The sequence below is a fragment of the Paenisporosarcina sp. P4_B8 genome, assembly GCF_056402175.1.
This window is the reverse complement of sequence record NZ_JBFUHX010000007.1, coordinates 1-16,696: the sequence shown is the minus strand read 5'-3', so window position 1 is coordinate 16,696 and position 16,696 is coordinate 1. Positions and strand designations below refer to the sequence as shown.

Annotated in this window: 20 protein-coding genes; 10 read left to right on the top strand and 10 right to left on the bottom strand. The window is 36.5% G+C overall.

Features of this window, described 5'->3' with window-relative positions; translation table 11 throughout:
• Positions 1 to 54: 54 nt before the first annotated feature.
• Positions 55 to 954, bottom strand: coding sequence for a diacylglycerol/lipid kinase family protein (locus tag AC1DSK_RS08375; protein ID WP_477547908.1), 900 nt, complete (start codon positions 952 to 954; stop codon positions 55 to 57).
• Positions 955 to 1,032: 78 nt separating this feature from the next.
• Here AC1DSK_RS08375 and AC1DSK_RS08370 point away from each other — a divergent pair, with 78 nt between their 5' ends.
• From AC1DSK_RS08370 to AC1DSK_RS08345, 6 genes are all read left to right on the top strand, one after another.
• Positions 1,033 to 1,488 carry an SRPBCC family protein gene (locus AC1DSK_RS08370; protein WP_477547907.1) on the top strand — a complete coding sequence of 152 codons (456 nt, stop codon included), beginning with the start codon at positions 1,033 to 1,035 and terminating at the stop codon, positions 1,486 to 1,488.
• 132 nt (positions 1,489 to 1,620) lie between these two features.
• Positions 1,621 to 3,786, top strand: coding sequence for an ATP-dependent helicase (locus tag AC1DSK_RS08365; protein ID WP_477547906.1), 2,166 nt, complete (start codon positions 1,621 to 1,623; stop codon positions 3,784 to 3,786).
• Positions 3,787 to 3,851: 65 nt separating this feature from the next.
• Positions 3,852 to 4,775: a hypothetical protein gene (locus AC1DSK_RS08360; RefSeq protein WP_477547905.1), complete on the top strand. Its 924-nt coding sequence runs from the start codon at positions 3,852 to 3,854 to the stop codon at positions 4,773 to 4,775.
• Between the two features lie 64 nt (positions 4,776 to 4,839).
• A complete protein-coding gene (locus AC1DSK_RS08355; RefSeq protein ID WP_477547904.1) occupies positions 4,840 to 5,292 on the top strand; it encodes an SRPBCC family protein in 453 nt (150 codons plus the stop codon).
• A 57-nt stretch (positions 5,293 to 5,349) separates the two neighbouring features.
• Positions 5,350 to 6,180 carry a type II pantothenate kinase gene (gene coaW / locus AC1DSK_RS08350; protein ID WP_477598168.1) on the top strand — a complete coding sequence of 277 codons (831 nt, stop codon included), beginning with the start codon at positions 5,350 to 5,352 and terminating at the stop codon, positions 6,178 to 6,180.
• A 189-nt stretch (positions 6,181 to 6,369) separates the two neighbouring features.
• A complete protein-coding gene (locus tag AC1DSK_RS08345; RefSeq protein WP_016427350.1) occupies positions 6,370 to 6,570 on the top strand; it encodes a cold-shock protein in 201 nt (66 codons plus the stop codon).
• Between the two features lie 181 nt (positions 6,571 to 6,751).
• Here the strand turns inward: AC1DSK_RS08345 and AC1DSK_RS08340 are convergent, their stop codons facing one another.
• Entirely contained in the window at positions 6,752 to 7,147 is a 396-nt protein-coding gene (locus AC1DSK_RS08340) for a reverse transcriptase-like protein (RefSeq protein ID WP_477548743.1), read from the bottom strand.
• A 12-nt stretch (positions 7,148 to 7,159) separates the two neighbouring features.
• Positions 7,160 to 7,843 (bottom strand): queuosine precursor transporter, encoded by a 684-nt coding sequence (locus AC1DSK_RS08335; protein ID WP_477532540.1) that lies wholly within the window; start codon positions 7,841 to 7,843, stop codon positions 7,160 to 7,162.
• A gap of 191 nt (positions 7,844 to 8,034) precedes the next feature.
• Between AC1DSK_RS08335 and AC1DSK_RS08330 the strand changes: the two genes are divergently transcribed.
• Positions 8,035 to 8,226, top strand: coding sequence for a zinc-finger domain-containing protein (locus tag AC1DSK_RS08330; protein WP_036659365.1), 192 nt, complete (start codon positions 8,035 to 8,037; stop codon positions 8,224 to 8,226).
• A gap of 47 nt (positions 8,227 to 8,273) precedes the next feature.
• On the opposite strand, the gene AC1DSK_RS08325 is transcribed toward AC1DSK_RS08330, so the two are convergent.
• Entirely contained in the window at positions 8,274 to 8,477 is a 204-nt protein-coding gene (locus AC1DSK_RS08325) for a cold-shock protein (RefSeq protein WP_269924950.1), read from the bottom strand.
• Positions 8,478 to 8,680: 203 nt separating this feature from the next.
• Here AC1DSK_RS08325 and AC1DSK_RS08320 point away from each other — a divergent pair, with 203 nt between their 5' ends.
• From AC1DSK_RS08320 to AC1DSK_RS08310, 3 genes are read left to right on the top strand one after another with little or no spacing between them, the layout of a single operon-like run.
• Positions 8,681 to 9,316, top strand: a complete 636-nt coding sequence (locus AC1DSK_RS08320) for an HD domain-containing protein (protein ID WP_477548742.1) — start codon at positions 8,681 to 8,683, stop codon at positions 9,314 to 9,316.
• A complete protein-coding gene (locus tag AC1DSK_RS08315) occupies positions 9,313 to 11,193 on the top strand; it encodes an ABC-F family ATP-binding cassette domain-containing protein (RefSeq protein ID WP_477548741.1) in 1,881 nt (626 codons plus the stop codon). The genes AC1DSK_RS08320 and AC1DSK_RS08315 overlap by 4 nt, the downstream gene beginning before the upstream one ends.
• Before the next feature lie 26 nt (positions 11,194 to 11,219).
• A complete protein-coding gene (locus AC1DSK_RS08310; protein ID WP_477548740.1) occupies positions 11,220 to 12,338 on the top strand; it encodes a virulence factor in 1,119 nt (372 codons plus the stop codon).
• A gap of 312 nt (positions 12,339 to 12,650) precedes the next feature.
• Here AC1DSK_RS08310 and AC1DSK_RS08305 read toward each other — a convergent pair whose 3' ends face one another.
• From AC1DSK_RS08305 to AC1DSK_RS08280, 6 genes are all read right to left on the bottom strand, one after another.
• On the bottom strand, positions 12,651 to 13,472 hold the full coding sequence (locus AC1DSK_RS08305) for a tyrosine-type recombinase/integrase (protein ID WP_477548739.1): 822 nt from the start codon (positions 13,470 to 13,472) through the stop codon (positions 12,651 to 12,653).
• The gene (locus AC1DSK_RS08300; RefSeq protein WP_477548738.1) at positions 13,421 to 13,810 is read right to left on the bottom strand and encodes a tyrosine-type recombinase/integrase; all 390 of its coding nucleotides are present in this window, start codon (positions 13,808 to 13,810) and stop codon (positions 13,421 to 13,423) included. Before AC1DSK_RS08300 ends, AC1DSK_RS08305 begins: the two co-directional genes overlap by 52 nt.
• A gap of 245 nt (positions 13,811 to 14,055) precedes the next feature.
• Positions 14,056 to 14,412: an ImmA/IrrE family metallo-endopeptidase gene (locus AC1DSK_RS08295; RefSeq protein WP_477548737.1), complete on the bottom strand. Its 357-nt coding sequence runs from the start codon at positions 14,410 to 14,412 to the stop codon at positions 14,056 to 14,058.
• A gap of 133 nt (positions 14,413 to 14,545) precedes the next feature.
• Positions 14,546 to 15,259 (bottom strand): hypothetical protein, encoded by a 714-nt coding sequence (locus AC1DSK_RS08290; protein ID WP_477548736.1) that lies wholly within the window; start codon positions 15,257 to 15,259, stop codon positions 14,546 to 14,548.
• Positions 15,256 to 15,837, bottom strand: coding sequence for a hypothetical protein (locus AC1DSK_RS08285; RefSeq protein WP_477598166.1), 582 nt, complete (start codon positions 15,835 to 15,837; stop codon positions 15,256 to 15,258). The genes AC1DSK_RS08290 and AC1DSK_RS08285 overlap by 4 nt, the downstream gene beginning before the upstream one ends.
• A partial coding sequence (locus AC1DSK_RS08280; protein WP_477598164.1) for a basic helix-loop-helix domain-containing protein occupies positions 15,800 to 16,696 on the bottom strand: 897 nt, incomplete at its 5' end. The genes AC1DSK_RS08285 and AC1DSK_RS08280, both read right to left, overlap by 38 nt.

Below are 16,696 nucleotides of genomic sequence, written 5' to 3'. Positions count from 1 at the left end.
TATGTAAACTAAAAAACAAAAACGAAAAGCAGTTGCCAAAAGGCAGCTGCTTTTTTAATTGTTCTTATTCGGCACCAAAAATCGAACGGATTTTGGCTTTACTGTTATTTCAACAGGCGTTTCTAAATAAATCTCTCCGTCTGTATCCACTTTTTTCGGTTCATCGGTACGAATCACAATATGTTTACCGGTATAATGGGTCACATTCTTCAAATCATCCGGCATTATATCTGGTTGATTTAACGAAAACCATTCACGTATGGCTGCCATAGTTGACGATTGTATGAGCACCACATCCAATTGTCCATCACTGGGATTAATGATGTCGAGAGGGAAGCGATGGGTTCCGATGGATTTTCCATTCATAACGAGTAACATGACAGCTTCTTCATTATACGTAGTGCCATCAATCTCCAAATGAATAGAAAACGGTTCACTTTGACTAAACGTTTGTAAAGCACTCATGAAATAGCTTAGCTTACCGTACTTTTCTTTGAGATCGGGATTAATGTTCTCGGAAGCGTCGGCAATTAATCCAATTCCAGCGAAATTCATAAATAAGCCATCATTTATTTGTGCTAAATCTACATCTTGAATGGCTCCGGTAACAATTGCTTCAGCTGCTTCTTTAAGAAAAGGCGGGATGTCTAATGTACGTGCAAAATCATTGCAAGTACCACCAGGAAGTAAACCGATGATAGGGAGATTTTCAATCTTTTCTAATACTTGAACAGCTGTATGCAGCGTTCCATCTCCACCCATTAAAAATAAAACATCCGCATACGATGCGTCCATGCATGCTTGTTTAAACTCTTCAGGAGATAATGTCTGTACAATGGTCAGTTTGTGACAATGGGTCGCAATAACCGGAACGACAAGTGATAAAGCTTCTTCTTCAGAGTTCTGTCCAGCTTGCCCATTAAATAACAGAACGCCATGATTGAAACGGGACATCTTTTCACCTTCTCTTGAAGTATAATATTGATAAAATCATTTGAAATTACTATAGCATACTTAATGGGAGTGAAAGAATTGTCAAACCAAACTTTTGTTTATACCACGTATATCCGAACCAACCCGGAAAGACTTTGGCAAGCACTAACAAACAGTGAAGATACCGAGCGCTATTTCTTTGGTAGTAAACTCCAATCATCTTGGAAATCGGGAGAGAATGTTTCTTTTTTTAGAGCAGAAAAACTGGATGTAACAGGTGAACTTGTGGAAGTCATCCCCTATGAAAAGCTGTCGTATACGTGGTCAGCTCCTGAAGATCCTACTTTACGTAATGAGACCTCAGTCGTTACATTTTCACTAAAAGAGATGTATGATACAGTGAAACTTACGCTCATTCACTCGAATTTAGCGGAAAGTGATATAGTCGAGGCATCAGATACTTTTTTGGGGGCTAACAACGGATGGCCGGCAATAATAAGCAATTTGAAAAGTTATCTGGAAACAGGAGAAACACTTGAAGCGATTCAAGCGTAAATCCTTTTATTACCTGTTTAAATTGGCGTGATGAACGTTCGCCATAGAATAAACGTTCTGTTATACTCGAAAATATGTAAAATCGTTATCTATAAAAAGATAGCGATTTTTTTCTTGTAAAGGAGTCTACGTATGCCTACGTTTTTTGAAAGACAAGCGATCAGTCATAATGTTCATTTAAATAAAGTACAACAAAAAGCAGTTTGCCAAACAGAGGGACCACTTCTGTTATTGGCATGTCCAGGTTCCGGTAAGACAACGACGTTGATAATGCGCATAGGATATTTAATTGAAGAGAATGGTGTAGAACCCCGACGTATTAAAGCCATAACATTCAGTCGAGCTTCTGCCCAAGATATGAAATCACGCTTTGAACAGTTTTTTCCTTCATTAAATCAAGTCGCTTTTTCAACCATTCATAGCTTGGCTTTTTCGATTACATCACGCTTTTTAAAGAGCCAAGGGATTTCTTTTACATTAATAGAAGGAACTCCTACCAATAATGCACCGATGAAATCACAAATTCTGAAGGATTTATATAAACAAGCGCTAAAAGAAGATTGTACTGACGATCAGTTGCAAGAGATGATTCAGTTTATCAGTTTCATCAAAAACAAAATGATTCCAGAAGCACGCTGGAAAGACGAAGCACTTCCAAATCCGGAAGCCGTGAAAATTGCGATTCAATATGAAGCGATTAAAACACAAAATCCTTCTCATCTTTGGCTGGATTTTGATGATTTGCTCGTAATTGCTTACGAAGCTTTGTCTACAGACAGACACATCATGGAAAGTTTCTCGAAATTGTATGATTACGTGTTAACGGATGAAAGCCAAGATACTTCGAGAGTTCAACATGCAATTGTTGAAAAGCTTGTTGAAGGGCATCGGAATTTATGTGTCGTGGCAGATGATGATCAAACGATTTATTCGTGGCGAGCTGCAGACCCTTCTTACTTACTTAACTTTAAAGAGACGTATCCGGACGCCAAAATATTGAAGATGGAACAAAACTACCGTTCATCTGCCAATATCGTCACGGTTGCCAATCAATTCATCAAAAGAAACACTATCAGGTACAAGAAAGAAATGTTTACAAAAAACAGCCCTGTTTTAGATATTGAATTGAAACGACTGCATGACGATCAAGCTCAAATGAGATATGTCATATATGGACTGCTTGATTTAAAAGAAACGGGCAGTGCAGCCATTCTTTTCCGGAATAATGCAAGTGCCATTCTTTATATAAGCGAGTTGGAACGAAGAGGCATTCCGTTTTATATGAAAGATGTCGATCAACGATTTTTTTCTCATTGGGTAGTTGACGATATATTGAATTTCATGCGATTAAGTTTTAATTTAGAACGAAAAGATATTTTCTTGAAAATTGCACGGAAATTCAATCTGTATTTATCAAACGACCAAATTCGTAAATTTGAGCGCATTGAAGAAGCAGGAAATGTCTTTCAGCTTCTTTCTAGACACGTCCCGTTAAAGGATTATCAAATTAAATCATTGCAGAGTTATGCAACGATCTATGAGCAAATGAAAGAATCGCGTCCGAAAAGCGTCATTCGTTTAATAAGAGAAAAACTCGGTTATGAACAAGTTTTACAAAACCGTGCAGAGAAATTTGGATTTCGTATTGAAGTGCTGCTCGACATGATCCGTACACTCGAACAAATCGCTGAGCCATTCACGACGATGGAGGCATTTGCCAAGCGATTAAAAGAATTGGATGAGCTTACGCAAAAAGCAAAAAAGATCAAAGATCCAAATGCCGTCACGTTATCCACTTTTCACAGTGCAAAAGGGTTGGAATTCGATCATGTGTACATGATTGATTGTCATAATGGAACGATTCCATCTGACGAAGACCAACGGGACACCGAAAAGCTTGAGGAAGCGAGACGCTTATTTTACGTGGGGATGACGAGAGCACGTCAACATCTGGAATTGTTGACGTATGCAGAGAAGGATGGGAAAGAAAAGGTTGAATCGCGATTTATTAGTGAAGTGAGAAGCATCCTGCTGAAAAATGCGAAACAAAGCGAAGCTGTGACGAAACAGGTAGACCCCGAGAATCCGAATACCATTCGTGAAATACGAGAAATGACAGTTGGTCTTAAGATTGTCCATAAGAAATTTGGGGAAGGTCATATCGTTCAACTAAAAAGTGATCGAATCATCCTGCAATTTGGGGAAACTCAAAAAGAACTGGCGATTCAAATGATTTTGGACAAAGGTTTGCTTGTAAAAGACAGTAAGGCGGTTCCGAAGGACTTGATTGTAAAGTGAATGTTACAGGAACGTCATGAAGTATTGTTAGTATAAGTAGGAATCTATAGAGGTTGGTGGTTTTTTTGAGTAAGCGTATTAATTTGAGTCAAGGGAAATTGGAAAAATGGGAAGAGGCATTCGTCCCAGAAAAAGATGTGTTCTTTCTCAGAGAGCAAGATCAACATTTATTGAAAGAGTTTGGCAAGAATTGTTTACTTTTTTCAAAAGAAGAATTTATGAAGCATCCGACATATACTGCGGTTTCATATGCCAGCTGCTACACGTATTGGACATTGTCGAAAGACATTACTACTGTAGTTGTCTTGCCACATCGTGTCTTTCCTTCTTTGGACCAAAAGGTAAAGACAGCGATATTGAAAATTCAGCAACAGGTTGGAAGAGGACTGGTATTTGAAGCCCGTTATTTCGAAGGGATTTTGAGAGAGCCTGCCAAATCGCTGTTGGCACCATACGAATTTGTTTCGAATGATCGACAATACACAGCTATTCAGAAAGAAGTATGGAACCAATTGCCGAAATCGTTAAAATCGGATTTACTGAATCGCATTGCCTTTGATTACGATACTCCAGGAATATTTGATCCGTATGTACCTACGGAAAGTGTCACAAGTACATATGTCAACACGTATCCAAACGAACATGGAGCCAATTGTTTGTCATCCACTTTATTTGCTGCGGCATCGATTCAGGAGGGTTGTACGTTAGACTGGATTATTAAGGAATGGGTTCACCCGACCACATTTATTAATGGCCTGACACAACTTGGTTATAAAGAAGTGCCTTTGTCCATGGATGCCATTTTCCAACATGATATCCTCGTGTGGAAAGATGACAAAAATCAAATCATTCATGCAAGTTTCCATATCGATCAAAACTACTTCTTCAATAAAAATGGACAAGTATTTTTCAACCCATGGAAAACCGTTCACATGAGAGAGTTGGAAGAACAATGGAGTGCGTACAAAATACATGTGTATCGAAAATAAGAGGTTGTCTAAATGTGGAGTTTTCTCTAAACTATATGTATGAAGTTTGAGAGGAAGTGTCCACTTGAAACGATGGACGAAATCAATTGTTATTGATGCACCAATTGAAGATGTGTGGAAGTATTTGGACGGCGACTTGGAAAAGATGCAACAAATCATGCCGAAAGTAGTCAGCAATACGCCCGTCACTGAAACGAAAGAAGTCGTGGGCAGTGTTTATCGCCAAGAATACCGTGAAGGCAATCGTGTAGAAGCCTATGATGTGCACGTTACCGAATACGAAAACACTCCAACTCACAAACATATGAAAGTAGCATTTACGCTTGCGGAATTATTTGAGATTACTGCGAAATATGAAGTCGAAGCATTACCTGATTCTAAAACGAAATTTGTTTATTCAACTACAAATAATCCGTTAAAATGGTTCATTAAACTATTCTTGTTATTTGGCAATGACAAAGTGATTGTCGAATTCGTAGAACGTGTAAAACAAGTGGCAGAGAGCAATCGCACATAACAACTTTGAGCGTCGCCCGAAAGCGACGCTTTTTCGTGTGTTTAAAGGAGAATAGATATGGTACAAGCAATTGGAATAGATGTCGGTGGTACTTTAACCAAAATCGCTTACTTTGAAGAAGACCAACAGTTGAATTTGATGCACTTTCCTTCCGCAGATTTGCAAAAGGTAAGTAATTGGATTACTACTTTTAAAGATGATATTCAAATCGGGCTTACAGGTGGCCGTGCTGAACAATTAAAGACTTTTTTGAAATCCCACGAAAATCTACATTATCTAGTGGAATTTGATGCAACAGTTGCTGGTGTCAAATATCAGTTGAAAAAGGACGGTCAAAATTTCGAAGAAGCTGTCGTCACCAATATCGGAACGGGTACATCCATTCATTCTCTTAAAGGAGATGCTCATGTACGAATTGCCGGGACTGGAATTGGTGGGGGAACATTACTTGGAATGTCAGCATTAATGACTGGCGTTAATGAGTTCAAACAAATTGTTGAGCTATCAGCCACTGGAAGTCGTGCTGAAGTCGACATGTTGGTAAGTGATATCTATTATGGCAATAAAACGCCTATTGATGGAGGTTTGACTGCAAGCAATTTTGGTGATGCAGGATTAAGGCCGCTCCTTGAACGTTCAAGAGAAGATATTCTAGCGACAGTTCAAGGCCTGGTTGGTGAAGTCATTTCAACTTTAAGTATTCAATGTGCTGATGCTGAAAATGTGGAACATATTGTATATATTGGATCAACTCTGGCAGAAAATGACCCTCTTCAAAAGGTTATTGGTAGCTATACAAGACGGAAAAACAGGACACCAGTGTTTTTGAGTGACAATGGATACAGCGGGGCTATCGGAGCTCTATTGAGCAAATTTGATGGAAAATAATTCTTAATAAAAAACTGATTTTTAGGAAAATACATGAACTTTTCATTTGCATTAACCCGGGTTTCATGTTACATTTATAGAGGATTATTTTTGTTCGGATAAGAGTAAGACTTGTAAGAGATTTTATCTCCACGATTTGAGCAAGGATAGTAACACAATGTGTACTTAGTACACGAGGAGGAAACACACATGGAACAAGGTAAAGTAAAATGGTTTAACTCAGAAAAAGGTTTTGGATTCATCGAACGTGACGGCGGAGACGATGTATTCGTACATTTCAGCGCTATCCAAAGCGAAGGTTTCAAATCTCTTGACGAAGGTCAAGAAGTTACTTTTGAAATCGAGCAAGGACAACGTGGCCTACAAGCTACTAACGTAAACAAAGCTTAATTTTAAGAATAACCTATAAACAGATTCTCTTCGGAGAATCTGTTTTTTTGTGCAAAATTAATGATTAGATGCACTGCAATTTGGCTGAAGGGATAATATTTAGGAAGCTTTTACTGTACTGCTCACGTAAAACACATAACATAAATAGAAAAAGACAAAAGGACTCAAAAGTGTAATACGCTTATGAGTCCTTTTGTTTGATAATGGCTTTTCGTGCTAATTGATCCGCAGTTAGATTGGAGCTGTCCGGCACCCATTTAATAAAGAAGAAATCAAAAGTATCGGCAATTTCAAGGGCCTTATCGAGCAATTCCTTATACACTGGGTTTTTAGCGTATCGTTTTTCAACGGCAGCAACAACAATCTGTGAATCTGATCTGACGGATATCAATTCTTTTGACAGCTTCTGTGCTTCTTCAAGACCTCGTAATAAGGCAATGAATTCTGTCGTATGATTATCATAAATCCCTATATATTCTGAAAAGCGAAGTTGATGTCCTTCGCCTTTGATGAAAATACCAATACCGCTCGGACCTGGGTTTCCTGCACTTGCTCCATCAATATACACTTCAAGCATGAAAACAACTCCTTATTTTTCATCCAGCGGTGTCATTCGTTTGGCCATGTAACCAAATGGCGTTCCGAGTATAGACACTAAGAACTTCAAGACATAAGTTGAAATAAATACACTTAACCAAACTTCTGCTGAGTAAACACCCAAAAAAGCAATAGATGTAAAAATTAGTGTATCCAGTAATTGACTGAGCATAGTCGATCCATTATTGCGAATCCAGAATGCACCGTCAGATGGAAACAGTTTGCGTATGAAACTGAAAATCAGAACATCGGTGTATTGACTGACAAGATAGGCAATCATACTTCCAAGTGCAATACGCGGAATCAATCCGAAAATAGTCGATAGGGATTCCTGTGCAATATCATCAGGGGCTGGCTGGAACTGGATCACGAATTGCATAATGGCAGTCATCATTAATAAAGAAGTGAAACCTAACCATACTGCTTTTTTGGCTTCTTTCTTGCCGTATTTTTCATTCAAAATGTCAGTGACTAAAAAAATGCTTCCATAAACGGCATTGCCGAGAGTTGCGGTTAAGCCAAAAATTTCAATAAGCTTTGTTACTTGTATGTTTGCCAAAACAGTGGCGAATCCAACCCAGACAAATAATCCCGTTCTTCCAAAAAATTTATACATGATTAACACGAATATCATATTGACTATTGCAAATCCTAATCCAAGTACTTCATTAAACATAGATATCCTCCTGAAGTTTTGATAACGCGAGAAGGTTACGAACCGCGAAAAAGCATGTTGATTTCCAACTTGACTATTATAATGTCAGTTGCAAGCAAAAGCAATGAGGGTGTAAGATAAAGTAGCACTTTCTTAGTGAATAGAGTGTAAAATTAAGAAGTGTGTGACTTCTATGAAAGGATGAAGCAATTTTGAACAAACTAACAGTAATCAGTGAAATTGACGATTTGCTTGAGACTTATTGCGATGGTTGCTTCATTAAAAGAGAACTCAAGATAAACGGTGGAAAAACATTGGCTCACCGTTTTTGTATAAATAGCTGTACCGTTGGTGACCAATTGCAGTTTCTAGGGCAAGAACTCAATAAAGTAAAAACCAAATAGTCTACCATATAAAACCCACCAATCATCTGATTGGTGGGTCGACTTTATTATGTAATCAAAAAGACGTTTGCGGCTTGTGGACCTCGGTTGCCATCGATAATTTCGAAGGAGACAACTTGACCTTCATCTAACGTTCGGAACCCATCACCTTGGATTCCAGTAAAATGGACGAACACATCTTCACCATCATTGTATTCAATAAATCCGTAACCTTTTTCATTGTTGAACCATTTTACCTTGCCTTGGTGCATGAACGTTCCTCCTCATACTATTCGAGTGAAATGTCAATTTCCACAACCACAGGTTACAAAATATTCCGTGAATGGATGGATATACTATACATGAATTGTCGAAACTAGTCAATTTTCTGTCGATTCAGTGTGTTGCGGTTTGAGCTTGATTTATGCAATGATACTAATAGTGAAGTATTGTCTGTTAAGGAAGGAAGATCAAATTGAATGCGATTGAAAAATGTGAACGACTAGTAAAAGATATATACAATCAATTTGACGCAAGTCATGATTTTCAACATATTGAACGTGTGAGAAAAAACGCCCGAATCATCAGTCAGGAAGAAGGGACCGTTCGTACAGATTTAATAGAACTAGCTGTACTTCTTCATGATGTTAGTGATGTTAAATATAGTGGCATAGAAGGCAAGGCGAAAGAAAATGCCATTTTGGACGAACTAGACTTGCCATTGAGTGATCGACAACAAATAGTTGAGATTATTGAATCTGTTTCCTTCAGTGGTGGACACGAAAAAGAAGCCAAAACAATTGAAGCCAAGATTGTCCGTGATGCAGATCGTCTGGATGCAATCGGTGCGGTGGGAATCGCCAGAACGTTTGCATATGGCGGAGCTAAGGATAGAAAGTTGTACGATTGGTCTGAAACGGCAAGAATGAACATGTCCGAATCGGAATACCGCAATAAAGAAACAGCATCCGTCACACATTTTTACGAGAAATTGCTTTTACTGAAAGATTTAATGGTAACCGAAACAGGAAAAAAATTAGCGTTGCAGCGTCATGAATTTATGTTGGCATTTATCGACCAACTGAAAATAGAAACGAGTGAAGAAAAATGAGCCATTTAATCGTATCAAACTTAACAAAAACGGTTGGAGAAAAAACGTTATTTGAAAACATCGATTTTACAATATACGCTGGTGAACGTGCTGGACTGATTGGTGTTAATGGAACTGGTAAATCAACGTTTCTTTCCATTCTTGCCAATCAGATAGAAGCAGATCAACTCTCAATGGACCATCCGAACCAATACCGTATATCGTTTTTAGAACAGGACCCTCAATTCGCAGAGGATTTAACGGTTTTACAAGCGGTGTTCAGTGGAGATGCACCTGTATTACAGATTAATAGAAAGTACGAAGATGCTCTTGAAAAATTGAATGAAGATTCGTCATCTGTCGAAAATCAGGACGCCTACATGAAAATACAGCAGGACATGGACCAATATAATGCTTGGGATATCAATGCAATCGCTAAAACAGCATTATCGAAACTTGGAATTGATATGTTCGACCGAAAAGTAAATGAACTTTCGGGTGGACAATTGAAACGTGTAGCGTTAGCTAAAGTATTAATTGAACCTGCAGATTTAATATTATTGGACGAGCCTACCAACCATTTGGATGTTCAATCATCAGAATGGTTACAGGAAAGCTTGGCACGTTTGTCCAGTGCTATTATATTCGTAACCCATGATAGATATTTCCTTGATGGCGTATCTACTCATATCTATGAAATTGCTGACCAAACCATGTACACTCACCGTGGAAATTATGGAGATTATTTGGAAGCGAAGGCCATTCGTGAAGAAATGGCAGCATCTTCTCAATTGAAATTGCAGAACCGATTCCGTTCCGAACTGAAATGGATCCGACGCGGTGCCAAAGCGAGAACAACTAAACAAAAAGCGCGTATTCAGCGCTTTGAGCAATTGGACGACCAAATGGACCGTAACAATGACAATACATCTCTAGACATGAAACTGGCAACGACGCGATTAGGTAAAAAAGTGCTTGAAGGCATTGATTTATCAAAAGCATATGCAGGAAAACAAATCATCAAAGATTTTTCGTTTTTACTGCAGCCAGGAGATCGAATCGGTATTGTTGGACCAAATGGTGCCGGGAAAAGTACATTAATCAATATGCTGGCAGAAAAAATAGAGCCGGACAGTGGTGAATTGAGTATCGGGCAAACGGTCAAAATCGCTCATTTCGAGCAAACCATCCCACCAATGAATCCGAACACTCGTATGATTGAATATGTTCGAGAGTCTTCAAATGATATTGAAGGATCGGATGGAGTAAGACATTCAGCTGCTCAAATGCTTGAACGATTCTTGTTCCCACTAAAAGTACATGGAACGCCAATTGGGAAATTGTCTGGCGGAGAACGCAAAAGACTTCATTTGCTAAAACTTCTTATGGAACAACCAAATGTCTTGCTATTGGATGAGCCAACAAATGACCTGGACATTCAAACATTGTCAGTGTTGGAAGATTTTATCGAACAATTCCCAGGTGTTGTCATCACAATTTCGCATGATCGTTTCTTCTTGGATCGTATTGCGAAAAAATTATGGGTACTAGATGGCAAAGGGAATACTCGAGAAGTACAGGAAATTTATTCTGACTTTTTACTTCAATCTCCTGAAGTGATTGTGGAAGATACGGTTGTTATCGAAAAAACCGAACCTATAAAGCCGAAAGAACAAAAGAAAAAATTGTCATTCAAGGAACAAAAAGAATGGGAAACCATTGAATCAGATATCGAAAAAATAGAAGCGGCGATTATCGTTGCCGAAAAAGAAGTGGAATCTGCGGGTGCAGACTTCGAAAAATTGCAAAAAGCAACGAGTCAACTCGAGGCTTTAAATGAGCAATATAACCACTTAATTGAGCGATGGGGTTATCTGCAAGAAATTATTGGGTCATGATAATATCCAAGTAGGGGGCGTTTTGCATGAAAATACTTACAATTGAACCGACACCAAGTCCGAATACCATGAAAGTAATTGTGGACCATGAACTTCCTTTTGGAAAAAGTTTTAATTATAAAAAAGATGAAACGTCAGACGCACCTCAGGAAATCGTCTCCATTTTAAATATACCTGGCGTTAAAGGGATTTATCATGTAGCGGATTTTTTAGCGATTGAACGGTTGGCTAAAAATGACTGGGAACAAATATTAGCTGAAGTACGAAACGTATTTGGCGAAAGTGACCAAGCCATTGCAAGTGGAGTACAAGTGGACGAACACTTCGGGGAAGTTTATGTACATGTACAACAAATCAAAGGAATTCCTCTTCAAGTGAAAGTATTTGATCAAACATCTGAAGAACGTATCGGACTATCTCCTCGGTTTGTTGAAGCCATGAATGCAAGCATGCAAGATCAGGATGAAAACTATATATTGCAGCGCAAATGGGCAGATTTCGGAGTCCGTTACGGAGAGATAAAAGAAATTGCCGAACAGATCAAAGAAGAAATCGAAGCTACCTATCCAGATTCTCGTCTGAGAATGTTGGTTGAAGCAGCGAAAAGCCCGAAAAATGAAACGATTGTTCGTGGTCGCAAAGTAAGTCTCGAAGAATTCAAAGTAGATGCATGGGAAGAACGATTCCAATTGCTTGATCAAATGGCAGACCCATCAGTCGACGACTTGCCACTACTGGCCAAAGCATTGGAAGATGAACAAATGTCAATTCGCCGAGTGGCTACCGTTTATCTAGGTATGATTGATAACGAAGAAGTCATTCCCTATATGGAAAAGGCGTTACAGGATAAAAGTCCATCAGTTAGACGGACAGCAGGAGATTGCATGAGCGATCTTGGGTTCCAACAATTTGAAAAAGCGATGCAACATGCTTTAGCTGATAAAAATAAACTCGTACGCTGGCGCGCGGCAATGTTCTTATATGAGACAGGAACTGAAAATTCATTACCTGCCCTTCATCAGGCGAAAGAAGATACTGAATTTGAAGTGAAGCTCCAAGTAAATATGGCCATCGCCCGCATCGAGCAAGGCGAAGAAGCAAAAGGCTCTGTTTGGAAACAAATGACGGAAGCGAGAAATCAGTAGTTTTTAAGTGAAATTTATTATATAAATGTTAGCATAAGTGATTCGTTTCACATTTGCTAACATTTTTGCAATTCGCATTACCATTTCTATTAAAACATCTAGAATAAGTGAAATCATTCGAAATACACGTTATGATAAAGAATGAAAAAGATTACGCCAAATAAAGCAATTGAAACCGAAAGAGGCGAAATATATGAATGCATACGATGAGTATATGCATTCATAATCACTAGAAACATTGATATATCAATGGTTTTAAAAGAAAAAATGTTAGCAAAAGTGAAAAACATCACATTTTGCTAACATTTCTTTTTATTTTCTCTCATTCCTCATTAATTCACCATATTTTTCATTGATTTTCGTATTCAGTTGCACTCGCATATTCTTCGTAATGTGCATATAAATTTGTGTCGTGGTTTCAGCGTTTTTATGGCCAACTCTTTTCATAATTTCTGGTAAGCTTACCCCAACCTCTGCCAACATGCTGATATGTGTATGACGCAAAATATATGTGTAGAGTCTTTTAGAGATTGTTGTCTTCTCTCCAATCCTTCTTACTGCCTGTCTAAGATAATCAACGGTTAATGGTATGCCATCACTTGTTGTGAAAATATATTCACTAGGTGCATAACCACTCTTTTTTTTGAATTCTAATAGTTGTTGGATCATTTCCATAATTTTATTATCGACATTGATTAACCTAATACTGGTGGAGGTCTTAGGAGGAGTCAAAAAATACTCGTTCTTTCTACGGTTTTTTCGATACATAGTTTTCGTGACTCTTATAGTATTATCAGCGAATAACAAATCTTTCTCATGTAAAGCGACAGCTTCTCCAGGACGCATTCCTGTGAAGGTAATTAAGTAAATAATAACTGTATATACGAAATTACCATAGTTGTCCGTCGCCATTAAGAATTCTCTTAGTTCTTCAGTTTCTAGAAATTTATCTATAACTGTTATATTTTCAATTTCTTCAACTGTTATTTTCTTTTTGGGAATTTGCGAAGCCTCGGTAGGGGAATCCTTTATGAGGTTATTCTTCTTTGCGTAATCAAATATCATATTAGCGGTTGAATTGATTATCTTAATTGTACTATCAGATTTTCCTGCATTGAATAAATCATCAAGCAAGCTTGATACATCTTAGTAGTGATTTTTTTTAATTGGACTGAGCCAAAATATAAATTCATTTTTTTTATTGAAAATTCACGGGTGACATTAGTATTTTCTTTATGTCCACGGTTACGGTATATATTATACCAATCTTTGGAAAAATCCTTGAAAGTAACTTTTTCATGATAATCCATAGAATGATTAATTTCTTCAATCGCTTGGATAACTTTTTTCATTGCTTCTGCTTTTGTTTTGCCTCGCCTTGGTATTTGTTTTCGCTTACCGGTCCTCGGATTACGAGGACCATCCGCAACACAAACCCACTTTTTTCCCTTCACCAGCTCTTTACAATGCATGACTATCACTCCTTACTATCAACATAGCACGAACAAAATCAATTGATGGACCAATCACTATTGGAGTACACTTCAGATGTGACTAATTGCAAAAGTCCAGTGGGGCAATTCTGCATGACAACCACTTTCTACTTCATTTTCGTACCTCCATTTTTAACTGATTCAGGTTGAAATGCCGCAGTCTCTTCTTGGCGAACTTATATTCAACGTGAAACGCCTCCTGTAGCACCCAGATGGCTTTCTTTTCATGCCGCGGTATCCATTCGGTCGAGCATGAAAGTAGGAATACAAGCATGCTGAGCAAAGTTATTTGCTTTAAATTCTTGATAATCCCGATAAAGTTTAGGGAACAGGTTTTGATTCCCGATATGCCAAAGAGCGTGGCAAAGTTCATGGCCAAACGACTGCCATTGTTCTTGCTCGGGATTACGATTATCTAAAAACAAATTTCCGGCAATATACATCGGTTTATGAGGGATGTAGTAAACTACAAGTCCCATTTTTGTAGATAGCGTCTCAATGTTAAGCTGGTGAGGGTGATAGATTCCAAATTTCCAGTATAGTTCACGTATATAATCTTCCAAAAGACTATAATGGCCCATCAGTTTATCACTCCTTTATGGGAACATTTGTTCGTTTTAAGTATAAAAGAAATTCCTGCTTAATGGAAGCAGGAATTTCGTGGTTTTATTTTATGTATTTCGAAGACGATAAGTTCAACTAAGTAATATGAAATTAAATGAAGAGGTTAAAAAGGATAAGGTTTAATATTGAATAAAGGACTACAATAATGACACCCTCATAAAAAAAGTTCTTGTTTAAAATCAAAAATTTTGGTTTCGAACGATCAATAAATTTATTAGTTTCGAAATATTCATTTAATATTTTTAATCGTTCTATAACAATTTTTTTATTTTCTTTATCTTTTATTTCTACATTTAACATTTCGAAGGATTTTATCAATGATTTAAACTTCTTTATTTTTGTTGCAATTATTAAATAGTCTTCTTTATTGAGTTGACCTAATATTTTATCAATAATTTCGCTAGATAAATTTGAGGTAATAACTAAAAATTTCTCTGCTTCTGTGGAGTTCTCTTGTAAGTTAACAATATCTTCGGCTGATTTGTTCTTAATAATTTGAACTAAAGAAGATATTGATTCTAAATTTGAATTAATATCTTCTTCAATTATCTCTACTAGCATTTTTGAATGTGCTTTTTGTTTATATTCTTCTTTTAGCTTTGTTAGATAAAATATAATTATGGCAACAATTCCCGAAAAAAATGCACCTAATAAAGGTGGAATAAATTTACTCAATACTTCAGTTTGTGAAGCGTCTGGATTTATTGAAACTAAATAATTTACAAAACTATGAGTAAATTTAATAAATATAATTAATAATATTAGTATTAAAGAAAAAAATATCTTATTATCTTTATTTTTCATGAAATAAGCATACCTTTCTTCAATTCTTCTATAATCTCTTTTTCATTATTGATATTTACTAAACTTTTATCAGTATTATYTAATACAGAATTTAAGTTAGTTGGTTTTATATCCTCCTCTTCGCAAACCTTAGATGAAGAGGAGGGTAGCGTTTTTAAATCTTTATTCAACTCACAAATAATATCTTCGGTAATGGAAAATACATATCTAATGTTATTGAATATTTCAAAACCATTTGGTCTTGACAAGTTAAATACTTTTGATTTGCATACAACACACTCGAAAATATTATCTAAATCTTCTTCAATTATGGATGTTTCACATTCATCACATGTAAAAAAGTATTCTTTATTTAATATTCCGTATTCAGAAAGAGCTAAAAATATTTCAAGAACTTTCATTGAGTCTAAATGATATTTATAAGATAAATTTTGTGAATCGATTGTGAAATTAGCAGATTTAATATTTTCTAATAGAAAATCTCTTAATAAATTGTAAAATGGGTCAATAGGATAGAAATAATTAAATTGAGTATTATCTTCATAAATACTTTTCAAGCTCGAGTATAATAAATTCACTTTTTTTTCTCCTTTCTGAATCACGGCGATTAGGATTATAAAAATCAACTAAAAAACTCCCAGTACATTCTCTTAGAGTTACTTCTAGACCCAAAAAATTTGTTCCGACGGGAGGCAGTTTTAAATTTTGGCTATTAATTTTGTAGTATATTGATAATTCATCGACTTTTGTCTCTTTATGAACAATTGATTTAAGACCCCAGTATAGATCCTTTCCATAAATATGATTTCTTTTGGCATCTCTTGTAATCGATTTTGTTGTTGTACCGTCATAAAAAGAAAATGCAAAAATGTATCTGTGTTTAAATAATTTTGGATCGATAGTTCTAGCGATATTCTGATAGTATAAGTATTTAATAGTTTTAAAATTGGCATCTAAAAAAAGTGGATCAGCAAGCTTAAGTTCATTTTCAATAAACTCATTTATCTTTGCCTCTAGGTCGAGGACTTTCATTGGCAAATGTTTCGAAATAATTGCTTCTGCTGAATCTGATTCTTGTGTAAATATATCATATAGTTTTGATTTTATGTATTTTTCGGATTTAACTTCTATTTCAATTTCACGTTCCAAATTTTTTATAAAAGCGATGACTTGTTGTAAGATTTCTCTTCGGGATATTTTACTGTTTTTCCTAAAGTACTCTCTCATTTTTATTATTAGAGTACCTCTAGAAAAGTTGAATTCACAGGCCACAAAGAAAATAGTCTTTTTTTCTTCTTCGTCTTTTGTAAATCCATTTCGTAACAAGAGAATTACAGAATCATTTTCTTCACGCATAGATACCAACTGCAATTCATTTACATTTAGATTGTTAGTATGTACAGGTTTATTTAATGAATTAGTTTTATTATTAAGTTC